Origin of the sequence: Atlantibacter subterraneus, from assembly GCF_007570865.1 — a bacterium.
Classification (GTDB): Bacteria; Pseudomonadota; Gammaproteobacteria; order Enterobacterales; family Enterobacteriaceae; genus Atlantibacter; species Atlantibacter subterraneus.
The window spans coordinates 60,189-85,401 of record NZ_VLPS01000012.1 but is presented as its reverse complement, the minus strand read 5'-3'; the positions used below and the strand labels follow the sequence as shown (position 1 = coordinate 85,401).

Genomic DNA, 25,213 nt, shown 5'->3' with positions numbered 1-25,213 from the left:
GCGTTCAATCTGAGCCATGATCAAACTCTTCAATTTAAAAGTTTGATGCTCGTGAATTAAACTTCGTAATGAATTACGTGTTCACTCAGAGACTTGATAATTCTTTGTGTACCCGAAGGCACTGAGATATCAATCCTGCGAGTGCCCACACAGATTGTCTGATAAATTGTTAAAGAGCAGTGCCGCTTCGCTTTTTTGTCAGCGGCGCGGGGTGCGTATATTACGACTTCCCGCTTCAGAGTCAAGCGTTAATTTTCGCTTTTCTCCACCGAACTCCCCGGAGGGACTTCGCTGACCGGCCGGCCTGTTCGCCGTTGTTCCGTGTCAGTGGTGGCGCATTATAGGGAGTAATCAGAATCTGACAAGCGTTAAATTCAAAAAAGTTTTCGTTCGCTCAATTTCCAGGCGATACGTCTATTTAACGCCCCTTTCGGTCGATAAACGCGCGATATCACCCGCAAAACTGGTGACTTGCTGCCAGTCGGTATACACCACTTCCTTAGAGGTATCGGTTTCACCGCCCGTCATTTTCATAATCAGACGGATCATCATCTTATCGAGCCAGCCGTAGCGCGGGTAACGCAGCGCGCCAGCAAACACCGCGCTGATATCAGGCCGCCAGGGGGATTGCATCAGAAACTTGCGCGTATAGTTATTGGTTTGCGGCGTACGCTTCTCGGCTTTACGCGCCACCAGGTTAACGGAGAAGAATGCACTCGGCATCCCGTTCAGCGCCTGGAAGTGCTTTTTCACAAAGGCGTTAAGCGACGAGTGAAAATGGCCGTAGCGAATAGACGCGCCAATCACCACCGCCGAATAGCTATCCCAGTGGATTTCCTCGGTGCGATGCAAATTCACCAGGTCGCTTTCAATCCCCTGCTCTTTTAACTCCGAGCTAATATAAGCGGCGATCTCACGGGTCTGTCCATCACGCGAAGAGAACAATATTAAGGTTTTCACGATACGCTCCTGTTATTCGCGCCAGAAGGTTGGGGTAAAGAGCACCAGAAGGGTAAAGACCTCAAGACGCCCGAACAACATATTGGCGATCAAAATCCATTTAGCCACCGGATTCATATTGGCGAAGTTATCCGCCACCACGCCAAGGCCAGGCCCAAGGTTATTCAGCGTAGCCACGACCGAAGCAAAGGCGGAGAAGTCATCCACGCCGGTGGCAATAATCGCCAGCATGCTGACAATGAATACCAGCGCATAGGCTGAGAAGAAGCCCCATACCGCTTCAAGGATACGTTCGGGCAGCGCACGGTTGCCAAGCTTGATGCTATACACGGCATTAGGGTGAACCAGCCTCTTCAACTCGCGGTTGCCCTGCTTAAATAAGAGAAGAATACGGATGACCTTAAGCCCGCCGCCCGTAGACCCGGCACAGCCGCCGATAAACGCGGAGCACAGCAGCAGAACCGGCAAAAACAGCGGCCATTTAGCGATGCTGTCGGTGGTAAAGCCCGCCGTGGTGGCCATTGATACCACCTGGAAAAACGCCTGGTTAAGCGTCGTCACCGCCGAACTGTAGATATCATGGAACCACAGCACCAGCGTACAGATCGCCACCAGCGTTAACTGCACGCCGATAAACATCCGAAACTCCGGGTCACGCCAGTACACCTTCAGGTTGCGTCCGCTCAGCAAGGAAAAGTGCAGGCCGTAGTTACAGCCGGAAATTAATAAGAAGATGGCGATGATGGTGTTAATGGTCGGGCTGTCGAAATAGCCGATGCTGGCGTCATGGGTAGAAAACCCGCCAATCGCGATAGTAGAAAAGCTATGGCCGATGGCGTCAAACGCGGGCATCCCGGCAAACCACAGCGCCAGCGCGCAGGCCACGGTCAGTAACACATAGATCAGCCACAGCGTTTTAGCCGTTTCGGCAATACGCGGGCGCATTTTGTTATCTTTCAGCGGGCCGGGCATTTCCGCGCGGTACAGCTGCATCCCCCCGACGCCGAGTATCGGCAGTATCGCCACGGCCAGCACGATGATCCCCATACCGCCGAACCATTGCAGCATCTGACGATAAAACAGGATGGCATGGGGCAGCGAATCCAGCCCCACCAGCGTGGTCGCCCCGGTGGTAGTCAAGCCGGAGAAGGATTCAAAGAAGGCATCGGTGACAGTCAGGTTAGGCTGTTCCGAGAAGATAAACGGCAGTGCCCCGACGCTGCCCAGCACCGTCCAGAACAGCACCACAATCAAAAATCCTTCCCGGGATTTGAGCTCTTTTTTCTCGCGGCGGTTCGGCCACCACAGCATGGAACCAATCACCAGCGCCACAAAGAAGGTTTGAGTAAATGCGCGCCCGGCGCCGTCGCGGTAGATCAACGCTACCAACCCCGGCAGGATCATGGTCCCTGAAAACAGAATCACCAGTAGCCCTACGATTCGGGTAATCGCGCGAAGTTGCATTAGCCACTTCCTTAGAAGTCAAAAAAGAGGTGTGGATTATTATTCAATCGGTAACAAATGCAATGCGCCGCGACTAAAATCCGTCAGCTTTGCTGTAAATTCCGGCAGTTGCAGATGCGGCAACGCAATACGTAACTGTACGCTGGCCTGAAAATCGCTGTGGATAATCAAGCCGTCATGCTGCTTAACCAACGCCTCAACCCCTGCCAGCTGCGCATAATCACACTGCAAAGTATATTCAGTCAGCGGCACTTTGCGCAGCGTGGAGAGTTGCGTCAACGCTTGCTGAACACCGCCACCGTAGGCTTTTACCAGCCCGCCGGTGCCAAGCTTTACGCCGCCGTAATAACGAATCACCACGGCGGTAATTTCGCCTACCCCGCTGCCCATGAGCTGGGCCAGCATCGGCTTGCCCGCCGTGCCTGCCGGCTCGCCGTCATCCGAAAACCCTAACTGCTGCGAATCATCCGGCGCGCCCGCCACCCAGGCAAAACAGTGGTGACGCGCATCGGGATACTCCGCGCGCATCTGCGCTACAAAGGCTTTTGCCGCCTCCACGCCTGGCGTATGTGCCAGGCGGGTAATAAAGCGGCTTTTTTTGATCTCTTCCGTCAGGGTGACCGGCTGAGCCGGGATAAGCCAGCTTTCCATCAGGCGAGTTTCAGGTCCCGCGTCATGTTCTCAATGCTGTTTTCGTGGATCACGACGTTATCTTCAATGCGGACCCCGCCAAACGGCTTCAGCGCGTCGATTTTCTGCCAGTTGAAGTGTTTCGCATATTGCCCTTCACGCCACGGGGCCAGCAGCGATTCAATAAAGTAGATGCCTGGCTCGATGGTCAGCACCATACCCGGTTCAAGCACGCGGGTGCAGCGCAGGTACGGGTATTTTTCCGGCGCAGGAAGATGGGTGCCGCTGTTATCCTGCATAAAGCCCGCCACGTCATGCACCTGTAAGCCCAGCGGATGGCCAATCCCGTGCGGCATAAACGGCCCGGTGATGTCGGCTTCCACCATCGCTTCTTCACTGATATCGGTAACGAGCTGATGACGCTTCAGCAATTTGGCGATGCGCTGATGGAACTGCAAATGGTATTCGGTATAACGCACGCCCGCCTTCATGGTGGCGATCAGCGCCAGCTGTTCTTCATTCACGTCTTTAATCAGCTGCGCATAGTCGTTATCGCTATTTGCCGCCCAGGTGCGGGTCAAATCTGCGGCATAGCCGTTGTATTCCGCCCCGGCGTCCAGCAGGAAGCTGCGCATTTCAGAAGGTGCGCGGTGATCAAGTTTGGTGTAGTGCAGCACGGCGGCGTGTTCGTTCAGCGCCACGATATTGCTGTAAGGTACATCGGTATCGCGATGACCGGTGGCGGTGAGATACGCCTGGTTGATATCGAATTCGCTCATCCCGGACAGGAACGCTTCGTGCGCCGCCTGATGCCCGTTTACCGCCGTTTTCTGCGCTTCGCGCATGCAGGCCAGTTCATAATCCGTTTTATAAGAGCGGTAGTAGTGCAGATAGTCGATGACGCCTTTCGGGTTGATATTGGCTGCAGGGATTTCTAACTGCAACGCACGCTCCGGCACCGGCCCGATATACGCCATATTGCCGCGCCCTGTTGGCAGTTGGCTGGCGATGCCATCAGCTTTCGGCAACGCGATTATGTCGATTTCCTCGGTCCAGAATGAGGTCGGTAGCGGCTCAACGTTATGCCAGTAATCCACCGGGAGATAGAACCACAGCTTCGGCTTATTCACGCCATCCACCAGCAGCCAGCAGTTTGGCACCTGGGTGACGGGCACCCACGCCTTGAACTGCGGATTGACTTTGAACGGATACGGATGATCGTCAAGAAAGACGTTAAACAGCTCACCGGAATGGATCAGCAGCGCATCAAGCTGAAAACGAGAGAGCACATCCCGCGTGCGTTCCTGTAGCGTCGCCAGGTGGTTTTTATAAAGTGTTGCCAGCGAATCCATAATCTACCCTTCTTCTTGTTCAACAATAAATTCTCGCATCTTAGCACACCGATTCAGCACCGCAGCGATTTCGACCATCCGTGATCCCCTTTGCAAATATTTAAAGTCTTATTTGCATTTCATTAACATCAATTCCACACTCCGAGTCATCTGGTACGACCAGATCCCCATGCTGGATTCAGGAGACTGACATGCTCTACAAAGGCGACACCCTGTACGTTAACTGGCTGGAAGATGGCATCGCCGAACTGGTGTTCGATGCCCCCGGCTCAGTCAACAAACTCGATACCGCGACGGTTGCAAGCCTCGGCCACGCGCTGGATGTATTAGAAAAACAAAGCGAACTCAAAGGCCTGCTGCTGCGCTCAGAAAAAGCGGCATTTATTGTCGGCGCGGATATTACCGAATTTCTCTCGTTGTTCCTGGTTCCGCAGGAGCAGCTCAGCCAGTGGCTGCACTTCGCCAACAGCGTCTTTAATCGTCTGGAAGATTTGCCGGTGCCGACGCTGTCCGCCATCAACGGATACGCGCTGGGCGGTGGCTGCGAATGCGTATTAGCCACTGACTACCGTATCGCCACGCCGGATCTGCGCATCGGCCTGCCGGAAACCAAACTGGGGATCATGCCGGGGTTTGGCGGCTCGGTGCGTCTGCCGCGTCTGCTGGGTGCAGACAGCGCGCTGGAAATCATTGCCGCCGGTAAAGACGTGAGCGCGCAACAGGCGCTGAGCGTCGGTCTGGTGGACGCCGTTGTTAAACCTGAGAAACTGGTCGACGGCGCGTTAAGCGTATTGCGTCAGGCCATTAACGGCGATTTGGACTGGAAAGCGAAGCGTGCGCCGAAGCTGGAGCCGCTGCACTTAAGTAAAATCGAAGCCACCATGAGCTTTACCATTGCCAAAGGCATGGTGATGCAAACCGCAGGCAAACACTATCCGGCCCCTATGACCGCAGTGAAAACCATCGAAGCCGCTGCGACGCTGGGCCGTGAAGAAGCGCTGAAGTTAGAAAACCAGAGCTTTGTTCCGCTGGCGCACACCCCGCAGGCGCGCGCGTTAGTGGGCATCTTCCTGAACGATCAGTATGTCAAAGGCCTGGCGAAGCAGCAGACCAAATCGGTCGAGACGCCAAAACAGGCGGCAGTGCTGGGCGCGGGGATTATGGGCGGCGGTATCGCTTACCAGTCTGCGTGGAAAGGCGTGCCGGTGATCATGAAGGATATCAACGATAAATCGTTAACCCTGGGGATGACCGAAGCGGGCAAGCTGCTGAATAAGCAGTTGGAGCGCGGCAAAATCGATGGGCTGAAACTGGCTGGCGTGATCTCCACCATTCACCCGACCCTGGACTACGCCGGATTCGAGCGCGTAGATGTGGTGGTTGAAGCGGTGGTTGAAAACCCGAAAGTCAAAAAAGCGGTGCTGGCCGAAACCGAAGATAAAATTCGTCCGGATACCGTGCTGGCATCTAACACCTCGACCATTCCGATTACTGAATTAGCCAGCGCGCTGAAGCGTCCGGAAAACTTCTGTGGAATGCACTTCTTTAACCCGGTGCACCGTATGCCGCTGGTTGAAGTGATCCGCGGCGAGAAAACCTCTGACGAAACCATTGCCAAAGTGGTGGCGTGGGCCAGCAAAATGGGCAAAACACCGATTGTGGTTAACGACTGCCCGGGTTTCTTCGTTAACCGCGTCCTGTTCCCTTATTTTGCCGGTTTCAGCCAGTTGCTGCGTGACGGGGCCGATTTCCGCCAGATCGATAAGGTCATGGAAAAACAGTTCGGCTGGCCGATGGGCCCGGCTTACCTGCTCGACGTGGTCGGCATTGATACTGCGCACCACGCCCAGGCGGTCATGGCAGCAGGCTTCCCGCAGCGGATGGCGAAAGACTACCGCGATGCGATTGATGCCCTGTTCGACGCCGGTCGCTACGGTCAGAAAAACGGTCTTGGCTTCTGGCGTTACAAAGAAGACAGCAAAGGCAAACCGCGTAAAGAGCAGGACGAGGCAGTAGAAGGGCTGCTGGCGGAAGTCAGCCAGCCGAAGCGCGAGTTTAGCGATGAAGAAATTATCGCCCGCATGATGATCCCGATGGTCAACGAAGTGGTGCGTTGTCTGGAAGAAGGCATTATCGCCAGCCCGGCGGAAGCGGATATGGCGCTGGTCTACGGTCTTGGCTTCCCTCCGTTCCACGGCGGCGCGTTCCGCTGGCTGGATACCCTGGGCAGCGCTAAATACCTCGATATGGCTCAGCAATATCAACACCTCGGTCCGTTGTATGCGGTGCCGGACGGTTTGCGTGCCAAAGCGCGTCTTAACGAACCGTATTATCCCCCGGTTGAACCCGCGCGCCCGGTTGGCGATTTGAAAACGGCTTAAGGAGTGAAAGATGGAAAAGGTGGTAATTGTTGACGCAATCCGCACCCCGATGGGCCGTTCCAAAGGCGGCGCGTTTCGTCAGGTGCGGGCGGAAGATCTGTCAGCACATCTGATGCGCAGCCTGCTGTCGCGTACCCCGGCGCTGGAACCTTCAGCGATTGATGATATTTACTGGGGCTGCGTACAGCAGACCCTGGAGCAGGGCTTCAACATTGCGCGTAACGCCGCGCTGCTGGCGGAAATTCCGCATCGCGTACCAGCGGTGACGGTTAACCGCCTGTGCGGCTCGTCGATGCAGGCGCTGCACGATGCCGCACGCATGATCATGACCGGCGATGCCCAGACCTGCCTGATCGGCGGCGTAGAACATATGGGTCACGTGCCGATGAACCACGGCGTGGACTTTCACCCTGGCCTGAGCCGCAACGTGGCGAAAGCGGCGGGCATGATGGGCCTGACGGCAGAAATGCTGGCACGCATGCACGGTATCAGCCGTGAAATGCAGGACAGCTTTGCCGCCCGCTCGCACCAGCGCGCATGGGCGGCGACCCAGGCCGGTCATTTCAAAAATGAGATCGTCCCGGTGAACGGCCATGACGCCGACGGCGTGCTAAAGCGCTATGACTATGACGAAGTGATCCGCCCGGAAACCAACATGGAAAGCCTGGCGACGCTGAAACCGGCATTCGACCCGGCCAATGGCACCGTTACCGCGGGCACCTCTTCCGCGCTGTCCGACGGCGCAGCGGCCATGCTGGTGATGAGCGAAAGCCGCGCCAGAGAACTGGGCCTGACGCCGCGTGCGCGTATCCGCTCGATGGCGGTGGTCGGTTGCGATCCGTCGATTATGGGTTACGGCCCGGTTCCAGCCTCGAAGCTGGCGCTGAAAAAAGCGGGCCTGAGCGCAGCGGACATCGATCTGTTCGAGATGAATGAAGCCTTTGCCGCGCAGATCCTGCCGTGCATTAAGGATCTGGGCTTGATGGAGCAGATCGACGAGAAGATTAACCTCAACGGCGGTGCCATCGCGTTAGGCCACCCGCTGGGATGTTCCGGGGCACGTATCAGCACCACGCTGATTAACCTGATGGAACGTAAAGACGCGCAGTTCGGGCTTGCCACGATGTGTATTGGCCTCGGCCAGGGCATCGCGACGGTGTTTGAGCGGGTTTAAGTGTTACGCGACACCGTAGCGGCAGGAAATAAAACGCCGCTACGGTGTCAAAGGCAAGAAAAAAAGAGTTTAGTTGCCGTTCTTCCCGCCTGTCAGGGGCGGGTTTTTTATCAAATAAACGAAAACGCGTCGCCAAACATACGGTCTTCACGCGCGCCACGCTCGTTACAGAAAAGATCGCGGGCGATTTTCGCCATCTCAAAGCGCCCGGCAATATAGATGTCGTGCTCGCTCAGGGTACCGAAATCCTGCATAACCGCCGTCAGTACTGTCCCGCTACGTCCACGCCACGCTTCCTCCGGCTGTTCCACTACCGGCACCACGCTGAGATTCGGGTGATTCACCGACAGCGCTTCCAGCTCGGCTAAATCGTAAAGATGTTTCTCTTCCCGGCCGCCCCAGTAGATGGCGATTTCACGGGCAGGATTACGCGCCAGCGCAGTAAACAAAATTGAACGCACATAGGAGAACCCGGTGCCGCCCGCGATCAAAATCAGCGGACGATCGTCTTCGTCACGCAGCCACGCGTCGCCGTGAGGAATATCGATGACGATCTCGCGGTCTTTAAGAATACGGTCCATCACCGCCATGGCGTAGAGATTAAGCTCTGATGCGCCGATGTGCAGTTCAATGAACCCCTGTTCGTCCGGCGTTGACGCCATTGAGAACGGGCGCTTATCGCGCTCGTCCATTACCACCATCAGGTACTGGCCAGCACGAAAGGAAAAAGGTGAGTCCGGTACTAAACGAACGCGGTACACGGTTTCTGTGATCGCGTCTACCGAGGTCACTTTACAGCTTAAGGTTGTCATGCGTTCCCTCTGTCGGGTCAATATTGCAAAACCGCAACGGTCGCGTCAGGCGCTTTTACCGTCATTAAAAATGGCCAGTTGATCCCAAATGGCGTCGATACGCTCGACCACCGCCGGATCTTTTTCAATCGGACGACCCCATTCACGCTGGGTTTCACCGGGCCATTTGTTGGTGGCGTCCAGTCCCATTTTTGAACCCAAACCGGAAACCGGTGAGGCAAAATCCAGGTAATCGATCGGCGTGTTTTCTACCAGAACGGTGTCGCGCGCCGGGTCCATACGGGTAGTGATGGCCCAGATTACATCGTTCCAGTCACGCGCATTGACATCATCATCACAGACGATGACAAACTTGGTATACATAAACTGCCGCAGGAATGACCACACGCCCATCATCACGCGCCTGGCGTGCCCGGCGTACTGCTTCTTCATGGTCACGACGGCCAGGCGGTAAGAGCAGCCTTCCGGCGGCAGATAAAAATCAACAATTTCCGGGAATTGCTTCTGCAAAATCGGCACGAAAACTTCATTCAACGCCACGCCCAGCACCGCAGGTTCATCCGGCGGACGTCCGGTATAGGTAGAGTGATAAATCGCGTCTTCGCGCTGGGTTATGTGCGTCACCGTGAATACCGGGAAGTTATCCACTTCATTGTAGTAGCCAGTATGGTCGCCATACGGGCCTTCCGGTGCCATTTCACCCTGCTCGATATACCCTTCCAGCACAATCTCCGCGCTGGCGGGCACTTCCAGATCGTTGGACAGGCATTTGACCACTTCAGTTTTGGTGCCGCGCAGCAGTCCGGCAAAGGCGTATTCCGACAGCGTATCCGGGACCGGTGTTACCGCGCCGAGGATGGTAGCCGGATCGGCACCTAACGCCACGGAGACCGGGAAACGTTCGCCGGGATGGGCCGCGCACCACTCCTGGAAATCCAGCGCGCCGCCGCGATGGGAAAGCCAGCGCATAATCAGTTTGTTTTTACCAATCAACTGCTGGCGATAGATACCCAGATTCTGGCGCTCTTTGTGCGGCCCACGGGTGACGGTAAGCCCCCAGGTGATTAACGGCGCGGCATCTTCTGGCCAGCACTGCATAATCGGAATACGGGTGAGATCCACCTGCTCGCCCTGCAGCACTTTTTGCTGGCATGGCGCGTTGCGCAGGCGTTTAGTCGGCATATTCAGAACTTGTTTAAACTGCGGCAATTTATCAAACAGATCGCGAAATCCGCGCGGCGGCTCAGGCTCTTTTAAAAAGGCGAGCAGTTTCCCCACCTCGCGCAGTGCCGTCACGTCTTCCTGCCCCATTCCCATTGCCACGCGCTTCGGCGTGCCGAACAGGTTGCAGAGCACCGGCATGTCATACCCTTTTGGGTTTTCAAAAAGTAATGCCGGCCCACCGGCACGCAATGTGCGGTCAGCAATTTCGGTCATCTCAAGATGAGGATCAACAGCCAGCGAGATGCGTTTTAACTCGCCCTGCTGCTCAAGCAGCGTCAGGAAATCGCGCAGATCGTGATATTTCATGCAGTTTTTTATGCCTTTTTGTTTAGCGCTTCATTATACGGTGTTCGTCGCAGGCATGCTGTAATTTTGTTAAATTAGCGTGAACTGATACGAGAGCATCTTATCTGTTAGTTATAATGGTTTTAGCTATATAAAAGGAGTTTTGATATCCTTTTGCGCCTGGTTATTGAAGAAGAGTGTTTATGCAATCCTGGTATCTACTGTACTGCAAACGAGGTCAGCTTCAGCGTGCGCAAGAGCATCTGGAACGTCAGGCGGTAAACTGCCTCACGCCGATGATCACGCTGGAAAAAATCGTGCGTGGAAAACGTACAACAGTCAGTGAGCCGCTGTTCCCAAATTACCTGTTTATCGAATTCGACCCGGAAGTCATTCACACGACCACCATTAACGCCACTCGTGGCGTCAGCCACTTTGTACGCTTCGGCACTCAGCCTGCTACCGTACCGGTTACCGTTATCGAGCAGTTGGTCCATTACCAGTCTGAAGAGATCACCGATCCGGGCACGCCATACCCCGGCGATACCGTTGTGATTACCCACGGCGCGTTTAAGGGGCTAAATGCGATATTTACCGAGCCTGACGGCGAGGCGCGCTCCATGCTGCTGTTAAATCTGCTTAATCAACAGGTTCTGCAAAGCGTGCAGAACACCGAGTTCAAAAAACAGTAATCAGAAGCGAATGCCAAACAGCGTTCGCACATTCTCGTCAGTTTGCTGAATCAGCTGTTGCGCATCTTCCCCACGCCACGCCGCCGACTGGGTAATGATATGCGGCAAGTAGCCCGGCTCGTTACGGCGCGATGAGGGTTTGACCGGCAGATCGCGCGGCAACAGCCACGGGGCATCGGTTTCAAAAAACAGTTTATTGGCAGGGATCATCGGCAGCAACTCACGCAACTCAAGCCCGCGACGTTCATCGCATACCCAACCGGTAATGCCTAAATAAATCCCCAGGTCCAGACACGCCCGCGCCTCTTCGCGCGTACCGGTAAAGCAGTGCAATACCGCGCCCGGCAGTTTATCGAGCCACGGCGTCAGCAGTGCGATAAACCGTTCATGGGCATCCCGACAGTGCATAAACACCGGCAGCGATAACTCCGCCGCCAGCGCCAGTTGAGCGCTGAACGCCCGCTCCTGATCTTCCGGCGTGGAATAGTTGCGGTTGAAATCCAGCCCGCATTCACCCATAGCGACCACTTCAGGCGTGTTCGCCAGTTCGCGCAGCGCATCGGCGGTCTCAGGCAACCACTGGCTGGCGTCATGGGGATGAACGCCGGCGGTGGACCAACAGTTGTCGTAGCGGCTGGCGAGCTGCTGCGCCTGCTGGCTCTCGTGCAAGCTGGTGCCGGTTATTAACATGCCCGATACGCCTGCGGCGAAAGCCCGCGCTACCACGTCATCCCGATCTTTATCAAACTGCCCGCTGGTGAGGTTTACGCCAATATCAAACATGCGGTTTATCCTGTAAAAAACCGCCCGGTGGGCGGTTTAGGTTACTCTTTCGTGGCTTCCGTTTCGTCGTCTTCTTCAGACGGCATACGTCGCTTGCCGACGTAGAAGCGCGCGAAGAATACGCCGACTTCAAACAGGAAATACATCGGGATAGCCAGTAAGGTCTGCGAGAAAACATCCGGCGGCGTCAGCAGCATACCCACGACAAACGCGCCCACTAACACATACGGCCGTTTTTTACGTAAGTCTTCCGGCGTGGTCACGCCCATCCAGCACAGCAGCACGATAGCGACCGGGACTTCAAACGACACGCCAAACGCCATAAACAGCGCCATGACGAAGCTGAGGTAGCTGGCGATATCGGTTGAAACCACCACGCCGACCGGCGCGGTATGCGTCAGGAAGCCAAACGCCAGCGGGAACACCACGAAATAGGCAAACGCCATACCGATATAGAACAGCAGCGTACTGGATACCAGCAGCGGCACCACTAAACGGCGTTCATGTTTGTACAGCGCAGGGGCGATAAATGCCCATACCTGGTAGAGGATCACCGGGGCGGACAGGATCACCGATACCATCATGGTCAGCTTGATCGGCGTGAAAAACGGCGATGCCACATCGGTGGCAATCATGGTTGCGCCCTGCGGCATCTGGCTTATCAACGGCGCGGAGACCAATTGATAAATATCGTTGGCGAAATAAACCAGCGCCAGGAAGATTGCCAGGATCGCGACGACGCAGTTCAGCAGACGCTTACGCAGTTCAATCAGGTGACTGATTAGGGGTTGAGTATCTTCTACAGCCATGTTCAGGATTTTTCACTTGAGGACGACGGTGCGGCGTCTACCGGAGAAGACGTCGAAGCCGATGACGCTTTGGTCAGATCGACAGGCTGCTCAGCAGACGGGGCCGGAGCCGGTTTTTGTGCCGACGCGCTCACCTGGTTTTCCGCCGTGGCTGGCGTAACGCCTTCATGCGCCGCTTCGTTGTCTTTCACAATCGGATTATGAATGGTGTGGGCTTCGTCATGCGCCTTTTCCGGGTCGTTAGCCGTATAGGTGCGTTTCATTGACTCTGCCGCTTCACGCAATTCATCCATGGAAGCCTTGAGCTCTGGGGTGAGATTACTGAGGCTCGCTTTCTCAACTTTCTTGAGACTGTCCTGGAATTCCTGGAGTTTTAACTCCTGAGTCAGCTCATTTTGCACGGTGGTGGCAAGGGAACGTAGCGCCCTCACCCACCCGGCTATGGTTTTGACCGCAACAGGCAAACGCTGCGGCCCCAACACAATGAGACCGATGACAAAGACAAGAACCAGTTCACCGAAACCAATATCGAACACGGCTTACACCTGCTCTTTATCGTTGCTCTTCGCTTCGTCTTTCTTCACGTCGCTTTGCTTGTCAGAAAGGGATTTCGCAGTGAAATCAGCATCCTGAGTAGAGGTGTTTTTCGGCTCGTCATCGCCCATGGCTTTCTTGAAACCTTTAATGGAGGCACCCAGATCGGAACCCAAAGAACTGAGCTTTTTGGTACCGAAAAGCAGTACGACGATAACGACAATGATCAATAACTGCCAAATACTAATGCCACCCATATAAATCCTCAGCTACAGATGATGAAATTTCAAACCGCATTATATACCGCTCATTATCCAGGCTGCATCAGTGTTGGTAAACATATCCACAACGGTCACAGAGTTTTTGTGTAAGTTGTGAAAATGTCGCCCGCTTTTTTACAGCCTGAACGCTGATAATTTCAACGCAGTCATTCCATGATGTTTTAAATCGAGCCAGTACGACGCCAGCCAATCAGCCATACGACGATACCGCCCGCCATAACCCATGCCGGGATTAAGTCCCATTCCGGGCGAGTCACCAGCACTAGCGTTCCGCTTAACACCAGCGTGGCGCCAATACCAAACAGATAGCGTGATTGGCCTTGCCGCACGCGCTGTTCGTGTAACTCGCGGGCGATTTTATCAACGCTTTGTTGCAATTGTTTGCCCTGGCGCAAACTGTCGTACACCAGTTCAGGTATTTCTGGCATTTTTTCGATCCAGAACGGTGCTTTCTCTTTAAAAGAGCGTACCAGCGCCGGAAAACCTACCTGATCTTTGATCCAGGATTCCAGAAACGGTTTTGCCGTTTTCCATAAATCCAGCTGTGGATAAAGTTGGCGGCCAACGCCTTCCACATACAGCAAAGTTTTTTGCAGCAGCACCAGTTGCGGCTGAACTTCCATGTTGAAGCGACGCGCAGTGTTGAACAAATTCAGCAGCACATGGCCAAATGAGATTTCCGCCAGCGGCTTCTCAAAGATGGGTTCGCATACGGTACGGATAGCGAACTCAAACTCTTCAACATTGGTATCCGGCGGCACCCAGCCGGAATCGACGTGCAGCTCGGCAACCTTGCGGTAATCGCGGTTAAAGAAGGCGATGAAGTTCTCCGCCAGATAGCGCTTATCTTCTTTGTTCAGCGAGCCGACGATGCCGCAGTCAATGCCGATGTATTTAGGGTTTTCCGGGTGTTCGTAACTGACGAAAATATTGCCCGGATGCATATCGGCATGGAAGAAGCTGTCGCGAAACACCTGGGTGAAGAACACCTGTACGCCGCGCTCCGCCAGCAGTTGCATATTGGTGCCGTTGCGCTCAAGGGTTTCCACATCAGAAACCGGAATGCCGTAAATGCGCTCCATCACCAGCATATTCTGGCTACAGTAATCTGAGTAAACCTCAGGCACATACAGCATCGGGCTGTTTTCAAAGTTGCGCCGCAGTTGAATGGCATTTGCTGCTTCACGCAGCAGGTTAAGCTCATCAATCAGCGTTTTTTCATATTCCCGCACCACTTCCACCGGGCGTAAACGACGGCCATCCGGCAATAAACGCGGCACCCAGCGCGCCAGGCGGTAGATCAGTTTCATATCAGCGCGGATTATCGGCAGGATATCGGGGCGGATAACCTTGATCACGACTTCTTTGCCGTTCTCTTTCAGTTTCGCCGTATGCACCTGCGCGATGGATGCCGAAGCCAGAGGGTTGATGTCGAAATCATCGAACCAACTTTCCACCGGAATATCGCCCATCGACTTTTCGATTTGGCGCTTTGCCAGCACGCCGTCAAAGGGCGCGACGCGGTCCTGTAACATGGCAAGCTGATCGGCGATCTGGGGAGGAAACAGGTCGCGGCGGGTAGACAGCATCTGACCAAACTTGATCCACACCGGGCCGAGTTCCTGAAGCGCCAGCCGCAGACGCTGGCCTAACTCTTTATCGCCGTGGCGGTTGGGCATCCAGAACAGCGTGCGCCGCCATAAGCGCAGCGGCAACGTGATGCGGATCTTTGGTATGAGCTCATCCAGCCCATAGCTTAAAAAAGTACGAATGATGAAGTACAGGCGCCGCATTTCACCTGGCGTCATTTGGCCTCCAGCGTTTCTAAACGACCAATAAGCGCGTCGAGCGATCGCGCAAGTGCATCAGTTTCTTCAGCAAACCAGGCGACTTCCAGCGGTCCGGGGGCCATACGCCACTCTTCCGTTACCGCCTCAGCCAGATAGCGCTGATTACGCTCAACGCCTTTTTTCACGATGCGCGCGCCGGTGCGAAAGATTTTGCCCAGCCCTTCGGCGGCGATGTCGCCAATGTACGGCGCAAGCAGTTCCGCAGGGTCAAATTCCGCCAGATCCATCAGGGAAACCAGGTTTTGCACCACCTGAATGTCGCCTTCGACTTCCAGATCGCCACGGCGGATCAGCGCGGTCAGCTGCTGGCGATTGCGCAGTTCAGGCAATACCGACAGGCGCGTGGTCACCGAACAGTCGGTCTCGCCTTCCCACTGCCCCAGCACGTCAACCTGCTGTTCACTGAAGACCAGCACCAGCGGGGTAGAGAACTCGCGGAGGGCAATACGCAACACCTTTCCCTGCAACCGCTGACGTGCAGATTTAAGCGCCCGGTCCTGGTATAAGAAGGCGTTTAACGCCCCTTCGATACCAGCGGTAATTAGCGGTGTTATTGGCATCCGCGGTCTCCCTTAAAACTTATAACCACGATGAAGCGCGACGATACCCGCGGTCATATTGAAATATTCGACGTTATCAAACCCGGCATCCGCCATCATCGCTTTCAGCGTGTCCTGATTGGGATGCATACGAATGGATTCCGCCAGATAGCGATAGCTTTCCGCGTCCTGCGCCACCAGCTCGCCGATACGCGGCAGCACGTGGAAGGAGTAGGCGTCATAGGCCTTGCTTAACGGGTCGATAACCGGTTTGGAGAACTCCAGCACCAGCAGACGACCGCCGGGCTTCAGCACGCGATACATCGAACGCAGCGCTTTGTCTTTGTCGGTCACGTTGCGCAGGCCAAACGAGATGGTGATGCAATCAAAGGTGTTATCCGGGAACGGCAGCGCTTCCGCGTTGGCCTGAACGTATTCAACGTTGCCCACTACACCGATATTGCGCAGCTTCTCACGGCCCATTTTCAGCATGGAGTCGTTGATGTCCGCCAGTACAACCGTGCCGGTTTCGCCCACCAAACGGGAGAATTTCGCCGTCAAATCGCCGGTGCCACCCGCCAGATCCAACACTTTTTGTCCACGGCGCACACCGCTGCAATCAATAGTAAAGCGCTTCCATAAGCGATGGATCCCGAACGACATCAGGTCATTCATAACATCATATTTCGCTGCAACAGAATGGAAAACCTGCGCCACCATATCCGCCTTCTGCGCTTTCGCTACGGTCTGAAAGCCAAAGTGCGTTGTGTCCTGTGAATCATCAACCATTTCGGAGCCTGCTATTGATAAAAAATGTTCGTGAAGTGTAACAGATTGGGCGCGATTGCCCTATGTTTCAAGCCTGTTTTAACAATCGTTACCGGTGCGCTGAACAGGCGGAATCGGCCCTGGCGCGTTGTTTTGCGAATAGTTTTCTGGTTCGTCGTTAATGCTGCGCAAACGAAACTCGTCGTCATCCAGACGCGCCTGTTCCACCATTTCCGGATTAATCTCGCGCTTCACTTCCACCCCCAGGTTACGAAACCCATCGGCCTGCGCCAGCAGGTTGCCGCGCCCGGAACTGAGCTTTTTCATCGCCTGGCGGTAGTTTTCCTGCGCTTTATCCAGCCCCTGCCCGACGGCGGACATATCATCAACAAACAGGCGCATTTTGTCGTACAGCTTTGCAGCGCGTTCGGCGATTTGCTGAGCGTTCTGGTTTTGATGTTCATACCGCCACAGGTTGGCAATGGTGCGTAATGCCACCAGCAAGGTGGTGGGGCTGACCAGCATGATATTGCTTTTCAGCGCTTCGCTGATTAGCTCCGGCTGCCGATCGATAGCCAGTAAGAATGCCGGTTCGACGGGGATAAACATCAACACATAATCCAGCGACCGCAGGCCGGGAAGCTGCTGATAGTCTTTACGGCTGAGCAGGCGGATATGGCTGCGAATAGCCGCAATATGTTCGTTGAGCGCCAGCTCACGCTGGTATTCGTCTTCGGCGTTGAAGTAACGCTCGTAGGCTACCAAAGTCATTTTGGCGTCCACCACCACGTCTTTGTCCTGGGGGAGACGGACAATCACATCCGGCTGCATGCGGCTGCGGTCGTCTAACTGAATGTTGACCTGGGTTTGATACTCATACCCTTCACGTAAACCCGATGCCTCCAGCACCCGCGTCAACACCACTTCACCCCAGTTGCCCTGGGTTTTATTGTCGCCTTTCAGCGCCCGGGTCAGGTTAATCGCCTCCTGGGCCATTTGCGCGTTGAGCTGCTGTAAGTTGCGGATTTCGTGGGTCAGCGTATGGCGTTCACGCGCTTCCTGGCCGAAGCTGTCCTGCACCTGGCGGCGGAAGCCGTCAAGCTGTTCACGCAGCGGGGTTAACAGCCCGTTCAGGCTCTGGCGGTTTTGCTCTTCTACCTGGCGATGGCTGCGGTCAAAAATGCGGTTGGCAAGGTTTTCGAACTGTTCGCTGAGGCGCTGCTCGCTGTTCATCATCTGACGCAGTTTGTCGTCATTATGCTGACGCGTGGTTTCCAGCAGCGTGGTGACTTCGCGCAGATCGGCTTCCAGCGAGCTTTTGATCTCTCTCAGGGTGCGCAGTTCGCCGTTGAGCAATTCGCACTCTTCGCGCCAGTGCTCATAAGCCTGCTTCGCCGCGCTTAATTCGCTGAATACGTCGCGCTGTTCCGCCAGCAGATCCGCCTGACGCTGCGATGCCCGCAGGCTTGCGCCCAGCCAGCCGAGCAATATGCCCGCCAGCGCGACCGCCGCCATCAGTAACAGAGAGAATTCCATAATGCCTCCCGCATTAACCCCACCTGAGCAAAATGGAATTGTGCTGGATAAATGTCCAGTTTTAAAGGCATTTACTACGAGACATCGCGCAAAAGATTAAAAACAGCGCACGGTAGTGAAGGTAAAACCGGGGGAAACGGGCCAGCCCTACAGCGGAGCAGGGCTGGCGACAGGATTTAGATCAGGCGACGCGCAGCCTCAACCACGATTTTCACCGCGTGGCTTTCGGTCTGCTTCATGGTTTGCGCGTTCGGGATTTCCTGCTGGGTACGGTTCACGATAACCCCGGCAACCATCCCCGCACGCAAGCCCTGGCTGGAGCACATGGTCAGCAGCGTGGCGGATTCCATTTCATAGTTCATCACGCCCATCTGCTGCCACTCTTCCATCGAGCCTTTGTAGCGGCTTACCACGCGGCCAGAGAAGGTGTCGTAACGCTCCTGGCCCGGGTAGAAGGTGTCGGAAGAGGCGGTAACGCCGATGTGGGTAGTGGCACCCACGGCTTTCGCAGCTTCCACCAGCGCGGTGGTACAAGCGAAATCCGCAACCGCCGGGTATTCCATCGGCGCGAAATGCAGGCTTGCGCCATCGAGGCGAACCGATGCGGTAGTCACCAGCACATCGCCAACATTGATATGCGGCTGGATCGCGCCGGTGGTGCCCACGCGCAGGAAGGTGCGGATGCCCAGTTGCGCCAGCTCTTCAACGGCGATGGAAGTCGATGGGCCGCCGATACCGGTAGAACAGACGATAACCGGCTTGCCGTCCAGCTCTGCGCGCCAGGAGGTGAATTCGCGGTGTGATGCCAGCTTAACCGGCTTATCCATCAGCGCGGCGATCTTTTCCACTCGTTCCGGGTCGCCAGGTACGATGGCAAGCGTTGCGCCCTGCAGGTCGCTTTTGGTAAGGCCGAGGTGAAAAACATCAGACGTAGACATAAATGACTCCTCTTTGGGTCGGTTTGTCAGAAGCTGCAAAAGGGTACTTTACAGAAGCTGCCGGGGTAATTTCGTGATTCAATTCACTTGTATGAAATTCGCTTGCATAACATTTCCATAAAATAGTGACATTAATCACAATAAAAGCCCATCCCGGTGACGATCACAGGAACGGGTTTTCCGTGTACGAATTTTCAGCTCGCAGGCTATAGTTAGGTTTGCGCTAAAAAAATGGTTACGGAGCCTGGCCATGACAAAACAAAACACAACAGACAACCCTTCAGGATTTGCTTCAGCCGCTTCACCTGTCGCTTCAACGGTAGTACATACCGCCGAAGATGGCATCCACTGTGGTGAAACTTCTATTGCGACCCAGGGCGAGAACATGCCGGCCTGGTATGCCCGCCCGGAAAATGCCGACCAGCCTTTACCGGTGGTGATGGTAGTGCAGGAAATTTTTGGCGTTCATGAGCATATCCGCGATATCTGCCGCCGTCTGGCCCATGAAGGCTATCTGGCCGTCGCGCCGGAACTCTATTTTCGTCAGGGCGATCCGGCGGATTATGACGATATCCCATCGCTGTTCAGCGGCCTGGTGAGTAAAGTGCCCGACGCCCAGGTACTGGCGGATCTCGATCACGTGGCGAACTGGGCTTCCCGTCAGGGCGGCGACCCGCATCGTCTGATGATGACCGGTTTCTGCTGGGGCGGGCGCATCACGTGGCTATACGCTGCGCACAACCCGCAGCTAAAAGCTGCCGTGGCGTGGTATGGGAAACTACTGGGGGATAAAACGCTTAACTCTCCAAAACATCCGGTGGATATCGCTGTGGATCTTAACGCGCCGGTGCTGGGTTTGTATGGCGCTCAGGACACGGGTATTTCGCTGGAAAGCGTGGAAACCATGCGTCAGGCGCTGCGGGCCGCGAACGCCAAAGCGGAAATCGTGGTTTACCCCGATGCGGGCCACGCGTTCAATGCCGACTATCGCCCGAGCTATCACGCGGAATCCGCCGCGGATGGCTGGCAGAGAATGCTGGAGTGGTTCAGCCGTTACGGCAATAAAAAGTAACCGCCACGCCTGAATCAAAAGCTAACCCCCTCCCGTTCAGGAGGGGGTTTTTATTACGCGCTGCGCAGGTTTTGCGCCGCCTTAACCATATTCGCCAGCGCCTGGCGGGTTTCCGGCCAGCCGCGCGTTTTCAGGCCGCAATCCGGGTTCACCCATAAACGCTGCGCCGGAATACGCTGTGCCGCTTTTTGCAGTAAAGCCTCAATCCATTCCACGTCCGGTACGTTCGGCGAGTGGATGTCGTACACCCCAGGACCGATTTCATTCGGGTACTCGAACTCTTCGAAGGATTCCAGCAGCTCCATATCCGAACGCGAGGTTTCGATGGTGATCACGTCCGCATCCAGCGCCGCAATGGAGTCCATGATGTCGTTGAACTCGCAGTAGCACATGTGGGTGTGGATCTGGGTATCGTCACGCACCACGGCGGCGTTCAGGCGGAACGCTTCTACGCCCCATTCCAGATAGGCCTGCCAGTCGGCACGACGCAGTGGCAACCCTTCGCGCAGTGCCGGTTCGTCAATCTGGATAATGCCAATCCCGGCGGCTTCCAGGTCGGCCACTTCATCACGCAGCGCCAGCGCAATCTGCTTAGCGATGGTTTCGCGGCTGACGTCTTCACGCGGGAACGACCAGCAGAGAATGGTTACCGGGCCGGTCAACATGCCTTTGACCGGCTTGTCGGTCAGGGACTGCGCGTACTTCGCCCACTCCACGGTGATCGGCTCAGGACGGCTGATATCGCCAATCACTACCGGCGGCTTCACGCAGCGTGAACCGTAGCTCTGCACCCAACCGTTTTGGGTAAATACAAAACCGTCCAGATGTTCACCGAAGTATTCCACCATGTCGTTACGTTCCGCTTCGCCGTGAACCAGCACGTCCAGGCCGAGGCGCTCCTGCTCAACAATCGCCTGCTTGATGTGTTCGGCAATGCCGGTGCGATAGTTGCTGGCGTCCAGGTTGCCTTTTTTGAAGTCCAGGCGCAGGCCGCGGATCTCGGTGGTTTGCGGGAACGATCCGATAGTGGTGGTCGGCCATGCTGGCAGGTTGAAGCGCGCACGCTGCGCTTCGGCACGTACCGGATAAGCGCTGGCGCGCTGGCTGTGCTGGGCGGTAATCGTCGCCAGACGCTCGCCCACCGCCGGGTTGTGTACGCGGGCAGAGTTGCGACGCGCCTGGATCGGTGCGCTCCACTCGGCGATTTTGGTGGTGTCGCCAGATTTTAGCGCATCGCGCAGCAGCGCCAGCTCTTCACATTTTTGCAGGGCGAAGGCGAACCAGCTTTTTACCTCCGCATCCAGACGGGTTTCCACGCTGAGATCGATCGGGCTGTGCAGCAGGGAGCAGGAGGATGCCACCCACACGGCGCGTTTGCCGACGATATCCTTAATTTGCCCATATTTTTCCGTCAGATCGGCGCGCCAGACGTTACGACCATTGATCACCCCCGCAGACAGCAGCCACTCGGACGGCAAACGCTGATGCAGCTCTGCTACGTCGTCTTTGCCGTGTACCAGGTCGACATGCAGGCCCTGCACCGGCAGTGCGGTGATGGTATCCAGATTCGGCGTGACGCCTTCAAAGTAGGTGGTCAGCAGCAGTTTGCTGTTGCCCTGGAGCGCGTCGTAAGCCGGTTTGTAGGCGTCCAGCCACGCCTGCGGGAGTTCCAGCACCAGCGCCGGTTCGTCAATCTGCACCCACTCGATGCCGCGCTTCGCCAGCTCTGCCAGCACCTGCTGATAAACCGGCAGGATGTCATTAAGCAGTGACAGGCGATCAAACTGCTCGCCCTTCACTTTGCCCAACCACAGGTAAGTAATCGGCCCCAGCAGTACCGGCTTAATGTGATGGCCCAGCGCCAGCGCTTCGTCCACTTCATCCAGCAGTTGAGTCCAGGTCAGTTTGAACTGCTGGCCTTTAACAAACTCCGGCACCATGTAGTGATAGTTAGTGTTAAACCACTTGGTCATTTCCGCTGCCGCAGCCGGTTCACCGGCAGGCGCGCGGCCACGCCCAATGCGGAACAGGGTGTCGATATCCACGGAGCCGTCTTTATTCTGGTGGCGTGCCGGCACGTTACCCAGCAGCAGGCTGGTGGTGAGAACGTGATCGTACCAGGCGAAGTCGCCCACCGGCAGCAGATCCACTCCTGCCGCTTTTTGCTGCTCCCAGTGACGGGCGCGCAGCTCGCGGCCCACCGCCAGTAATTCTTCACGGGTGCTGTTACCCGCCCAGTAACTTTCTTGCGCTTTTTTCAATTCGCGACGCAGGCCAACGCGAGGGAAACCGAGGGTGTGATTGTAGATTGTCATGATTTTGCCTCTTTAAATTTAATTTTTAATCCGGCACATTTAGACGTCCAGATGTTTACACCGCTATAATTCGCGGTTACTGTATATTCCTCAAGCGCAAATTCCTCATGGCAAAGTGAAGGACTTTCATGATCGAAATTAAACACCTTAAGACCCTGCTGGCCCTGCAGAATTGCGGTTCACTCGCCGCGGCGGCCGCCACACTGCATCAGACGCAGTCTGCTCTCTCTCATCAGTTCAGCGATCTGGAGCAGCGTCTCGGGTTTAAGCTATTCGTTCGTAAAAGCCAGCCGCTGCGCTTTACCCCGCAGGGAGAGATCCTGCTACAACTGGCGACTCAGGTGCTGCCGCAAATCAGCCGGGCGCTGCAGGAGTGCAATGAGCCGCAACAGTCCCAGTTGCGAATTGCGATTGAATGCCACAGCTGTATTCAGTGGCTGGCCCCGGCGCTGGAGAATTTCCGCAAGCAGTGGCCGCAAGTAGAGATGGATTTCAAATCAGGCGTCACCTTCGACCCGCAACCGGCGCTTCAGCAGAGCGAGCTGGACGTGGTGCTGACGTCCGATATCCTGCCGCGCAGCGGGCTGCACTATTCGCCGATGTTTGATTTTGAAGTGCGTCTGGTGCTGGCGACCGATCATCCGCTGGCGAGCAAACCCCGCATCACGCCGGAAGATTTTTCCGGGGAAACGCTGCTGATTTACCCGGTGCAGCGCCAGCGCCTGGACGTATGGCGTCATTTTCTGGAGCCGGCAGGCATTAGCCCGACGCTGAAAAGCGTCGATAACACACTGCTATTGATTCAGATGGTGTCAGCGCGAATGGGTATCGCCGCATTGCCGCACTGGGTCGTGGAGAGTTTTGAACGCCAGGGTCTGGTGGTGACCAAAACCCTGGGCGAGGGTTTGTGGAGCCGACTGTACGCGGCGGTGCGCGATGGCGAGCAGCGCCAGCCGGTTATCGATGCGTTTATTCGCTCTGCGCGGAACCACGCCTGCGATCATCTGCCGTTTGTGAAGAGCGCGGCGCGACCCAGCGTCGATGCACCCACAGCGAAGCCATTATCACCGACCCACCGATAATAAAACTCGGCCAGTGGGGCTGCTCTTGCCAGATGGCGAGGTTAACCAGCAGCCCCGCCGGGACGTGGACGTTGTTCATGATGCCCAACGTGCCGGCATCTACCTGCGTTGCCCCATAGTTCCACATAAAGTAGCCCAACCCGGACGCCACAACGCCCAGCCAGACCAGTACGCTCCATTGCAGCGTAGTGACAGGCAGTTTGTTCGGATTGCCTAACATCAGCCAGGCCACGCCCGCCACCACAAACGCCCCAAGATAAAACCACGAGAAGGCGTTGTGCTGTGGTATCGGATATACCTCCATCAGCCGCTTGTAGCCGACCATGCCGATCGCGAAGCTGATATTCGCCAGCTGCACCAGCAACAGCCCAAACCAGAAGTGCTCGCTGAGCTGATCGTAACGAATAATCGCCGCGCCAATCACTGCCAGTAGTGCGCTGAACGCATAGCCCCAGCGCAGCGGGCGGCGGCTGAGCAGGTCGTAAATCAGCGTGATATACAGCGGCGTCAGGACGGTAAACAGCAAAAACTCGGAAACCGTCAGATAAAGATAAGCGCGGAAGCTGAACAGGTACATCACGCCCAGCTGGAGCGCGCCCACCAGCATATACAGCGCGATAACTTTGGGTTTCAGACCCTTAAAACGCAGGAACGGCAAAAACACCAGCGCCGCCAATCCAACGCGCATCAGCACGGAAAAATAGCTGTCGACATGCCCGGCAAGGTATTCGCCAATCAGGCTAAAGGAAAAGGCCCACAGAATAGTGGTGATAATGAGTAGCGGCACAATGTTTTCCCCGGGAATACCCGTTTCCAGCATAAAACCGCATTGTAGCGAGAGTGAATGACGTGAGCTTGGGTATTTAGTTGACGAGTGGTCAAATAGAAACCACTCGTCATCCGTACTGCTTACGCTTCGTTAAGGAATAACCGACGCAGATAGTGCGGGACCGCATTTTCACCATTGGTGCCAATCACTTCCAGCGTCGGCAGCAGATCTTTCAGGCGCTGGTGCGCGTTAGCCATAATGCAGCCTTTACCTGCCATCGACAGCATTTCGGCATCGTTCATCCCGTCACCAAAGGCGATGCACTCTTTCAGGGAGTAGCCCATGGCTTTAGATACCGCCTCCAGCGCATGGCCTTTGGATACGCCGCCCGCCATCACTTCCAGGCAGGTTAACGTTGAGAAGCTGACGTTAACCCGATCGCCCCAGCGCGCATTAATCGCCTGCTCCAGCGGCAGCAGTTTTTTGTGGTCATCGCAGGTGAAGAACACTTTGCTGATGCCTTCCGGCTCCAGCACGCCGGGTTCAAACAGGGTGTATTTAAACACGGCCTCGCGGAAGTACTTCATCTCGTCCGGACGGTGGCGGTTCATAAACCAGTCATCGTTACGATACACGTTGGTTACGATATCCGGGTTGGTGTGCACCACGCCAAACAGATCGGCGGCGATATCGCGATCCAGGTTGTGGCTGAACACCAGATTGCCATCGGTATCATGCACCCGCGCGCCGTTGGAGGTGATCATGTAGGCCTTGATTTCAAGGTTATCGCGGATTTGGGCCACGTCGACATGGTGACGCCCGGTCGCAAACACAAAGTTAATGCCGCGAGCCGTCAGCAGTTTCAGCGTCTCTTTCGCGAAAGGCGACAGGGTGTGGTCAGGGGATAAGAGTGTACCGTCTAAATCAGACGCAACGACCTGATACATAAAAATAATAACCTCT

The 25,213-nt window shown here is 55.7% G+C and carries 23 protein-coding genes; 5 read left to right on the top strand and 18 right to left on the bottom strand.

All coding sequences use genetic code 11. The annotated features are described in order from the left end of the window. Positions 1–414: 414 nt before the first annotated feature. The 4 genes from hemG to pepQ are packed head-to-tail and all read right to left on the bottom strand — an operon-like array spanning position 415 to position 4,406. Positions 415–960 carry a menaquinone-dependent protoporphyrinogen IX dehydrogenase gene (gene hemG, locus FND52_RS21280; RefSeq protein ID WP_125295495.1) on the bottom strand — a complete coding sequence of 182 codons (546 nt, stop codon included), beginning with the start codon at positions 958–960 and terminating at the stop codon, positions 415–417. Between the two features lie 12 nt (positions 961–972). Beyond that, positions 973–2,424: a Trk system potassium transporter TrkH gene (trkH, locus tag FND52_RS21275; protein WP_125295494.1), complete on the bottom strand. Its 1,452-nt coding sequence runs from the start codon at positions 2,422–2,424 to the stop codon at positions 973–975. Between the two features lie 39 nt (positions 2,425–2,463). Next, entirely contained in the window at positions 2,464–3,075 is a 612-nt protein-coding gene (locus tag FND52_RS21270) for an IMPACT family protein (protein ID WP_144133148.1), read from the bottom strand. Next, positions 3,075–4,406, bottom strand: coding sequence for a Xaa-Pro dipeptidase (gene pepQ / locus FND52_RS21265; RefSeq protein WP_125295492.1), 1,332 nt, complete (start codon positions 4,404–4,406; stop codon positions 3,075–3,077). Before pepQ ends, FND52_RS21270 begins: the two co-directional genes overlap by 1 nt. A 191-nt stretch (positions 4,407–4,597) precedes the next feature. Here pepQ and fadB point away from each other — a divergent pair, with 191 nt between their 5' ends. Further along, positions 4,598–6,787: a fatty acid oxidation complex subunit alpha FadB gene (gene fadB, locus FND52_RS21260; RefSeq protein WP_144133146.1), complete on the top strand. Its 2,190-nt coding sequence runs from the start codon at positions 4,598–4,600 to the stop codon at positions 6,785–6,787. 10 nt (positions 6,788–6,797) lie between these two features. Beyond that, entirely contained in the window at positions 6,798–7,961 is a 1,164-nt protein-coding gene (fadA, locus tag FND52_RS21255) for an acetyl-CoA C-acyltransferase FadA (RefSeq protein WP_144133144.1), read from the top strand. A 110-nt stretch (positions 7,962–8,071) separates the two neighbouring features. On the opposite strand, the gene fre is transcribed toward fadA, so the two are convergent. Continuing rightward, positions 8,072–8,773, bottom strand: a complete 702-nt coding sequence (fre, locus tag FND52_RS21250) for an NAD(P)H-flavin reductase (RefSeq protein ID WP_125295489.1) — start codon at positions 8,771–8,773, stop codon at positions 8,072–8,074. A gap of 45 nt (positions 8,774–8,818) precedes the next feature. Then, complete coding sequence (gene ubiD / locus FND52_RS21245) at positions 8,819–10,315, bottom strand: 4-hydroxy-3-polyprenylbenzoate decarboxylase (protein ID WP_125295488.1); 1,497 nt, start codon at positions 10,313–10,315, stop codon at positions 8,819–8,821. 170 nt (positions 10,316–10,485) lie between these two features. On the opposite strand from ubiD, the gene rfaH reads away from it, so the two are divergent. Further along, a complete protein-coding gene (gene rfaH, locus FND52_RS21240) occupies positions 10,486–10,974 on the top strand; it encodes a transcription/translation regulatory transformer protein RfaH (RefSeq protein ID WP_125295487.1) in 489 nt (162 codons plus the stop codon). Here rfaH and tatD read toward each other — a convergent pair whose 3' ends face one another. From tatD to udp, 9 genes are all read right to left on the bottom strand, one after another. Next, positions 10,975–11,757 (bottom strand): 3'-5' ssDNA/RNA exonuclease TatD, encoded by a 783-nt coding sequence (gene tatD / locus FND52_RS21235; protein WP_144133142.1) that lies wholly within the window; start codon positions 11,755–11,757, stop codon positions 10,975–10,977. 41 nt (positions 11,758–11,798) lie between these two features. Next, a complete protein-coding gene (gene tatC / locus FND52_RS21230; protein ID WP_125295485.1) occupies positions 11,799–12,566 on the bottom strand; it encodes a Sec-independent protein translocase subunit TatC in 768 nt (255 codons plus the stop codon). Positions 12,567–12,568: 2 nt separating this feature from the next. Then, positions 12,569–13,102, bottom strand: coding sequence for a Sec-independent protein translocase protein TatB (tatB, locus tag FND52_RS21225; protein ID WP_125295484.1), 534 nt, complete (start codon positions 13,100–13,102; stop codon positions 12,569–12,571). 3 nt (positions 13,103–13,105) lie between these two features. Then, positions 13,106–13,357 carry a Sec-independent protein translocase subunit TatA gene (tatA, locus tag FND52_RS21220; protein ID WP_125295483.1) on the bottom strand — a complete coding sequence of 84 codons (252 nt, stop codon included), beginning with the start codon at positions 13,355–13,357 and terminating at the stop codon, positions 13,106–13,108. Positions 13,358–13,542: 185 nt separating this feature from the next. Then, positions 13,543–15,189, bottom strand: coding sequence for a ubiquinone biosynthesis regulatory protein kinase UbiB (ubiB, locus tag FND52_RS21215; RefSeq protein WP_144133140.1), 1,647 nt, complete (start codon positions 15,187–15,189; stop codon positions 13,543–13,545). Beyond that, positions 15,186–15,791, bottom strand: coding sequence for a ubiquinone biosynthesis protein UbiJ (ubiJ, locus tag FND52_RS21210; protein ID WP_125295481.1), 606 nt, complete (start codon positions 15,789–15,791; stop codon positions 15,186–15,188). Before ubiJ ends, ubiB begins: the two co-directional genes overlap by 4 nt. Positions 15,792–15,803: 12 nt before the next feature. Continuing rightward, entirely contained in the window at positions 15,804–16,559 is a 756-nt protein-coding gene (gene ubiE, locus FND52_RS21205) for a bifunctional demethylmenaquinone methyltransferase/2-methoxy-6-polyprenyl-1,4-benzoquinol methylase UbiE (protein ID WP_125295480.1), read from the bottom strand. A gap of 78 nt (positions 16,560–16,637) precedes the next feature. Then, on the bottom strand, positions 16,638–18,074 hold the full coding sequence (rmuC, locus tag FND52_RS21200) for a DNA recombination protein RmuC (protein ID WP_144133138.1): 1,437 nt from the start codon (positions 18,072–18,074) through the stop codon (positions 16,638–16,640). Positions 18,075–18,250: 176 nt separating this feature from the next. Continuing rightward, positions 18,251–19,012 (bottom strand): uridine phosphorylase, encoded by a 762-nt coding sequence (udp, locus tag FND52_RS21195; protein WP_125295478.1) that lies wholly within the window; start codon positions 19,010–19,012, stop codon positions 18,251–18,253. Between the two features lie 250 nt (positions 19,013–19,262). On the opposite strand from udp, the gene FND52_RS21190 reads away from it, so the two are divergent. Continuing rightward, entirely contained in the window at positions 19,263–20,084 is an 822-nt protein-coding gene (locus FND52_RS21190; protein ID WP_125295477.1) for a dienelactone hydrolase family protein, read from the top strand. 53 nt (positions 20,085–20,137) lie between these two features. Here the strand turns inward: FND52_RS21190 and metE are convergent, their stop codons facing one another. Next, positions 20,138–22,399 (bottom strand): 5-methyltetrahydropteroyltriglutamate--homocysteine S-methyltransferase, encoded by a 2,262-nt coding sequence (gene metE, locus FND52_RS21185; protein ID WP_144133136.1) that lies wholly within the window; start codon positions 22,397–22,399, stop codon positions 20,138–20,140. A 128-nt stretch (positions 22,400–22,527) separates the two neighbouring features. On the opposite strand from metE, the gene metR reads away from it, so the two are divergent. After that, positions 22,528–23,481, top strand: a complete 954-nt coding sequence (gene metR / locus FND52_RS21180) for an HTH-type transcriptional regulator MetR (protein ID WP_125295475.1) — start codon at positions 22,528–22,530, stop codon at positions 23,479–23,481. Here the strand turns inward: metR and FND52_RS21175 are convergent. Together FND52_RS21175 and yigL are read right to left on the bottom strand one after the other, a co-directional pair. Continuing rightward, positions 23,369–24,268, bottom strand: coding sequence for a carboxylate/amino acid/amine transporter (locus FND52_RS21175; protein ID WP_144133150.1), 900 nt, complete (start codon positions 24,266–24,268; stop codon positions 23,369–23,371). The two genes, metR and FND52_RS21175, sit on opposite strands and share 113 nt — an antisense overlap. A gap of 122 nt (positions 24,269–24,390) precedes the next feature. Next, entirely contained in the window at positions 24,391–25,197 is an 807-nt protein-coding gene (yigL, locus tag FND52_RS21170; protein ID WP_125295474.1) for a sugar/pyridoxal phosphate phosphatase YigL, read from the bottom strand. Positions 25,198–25,213: the final 16 nt, after the last annotated feature.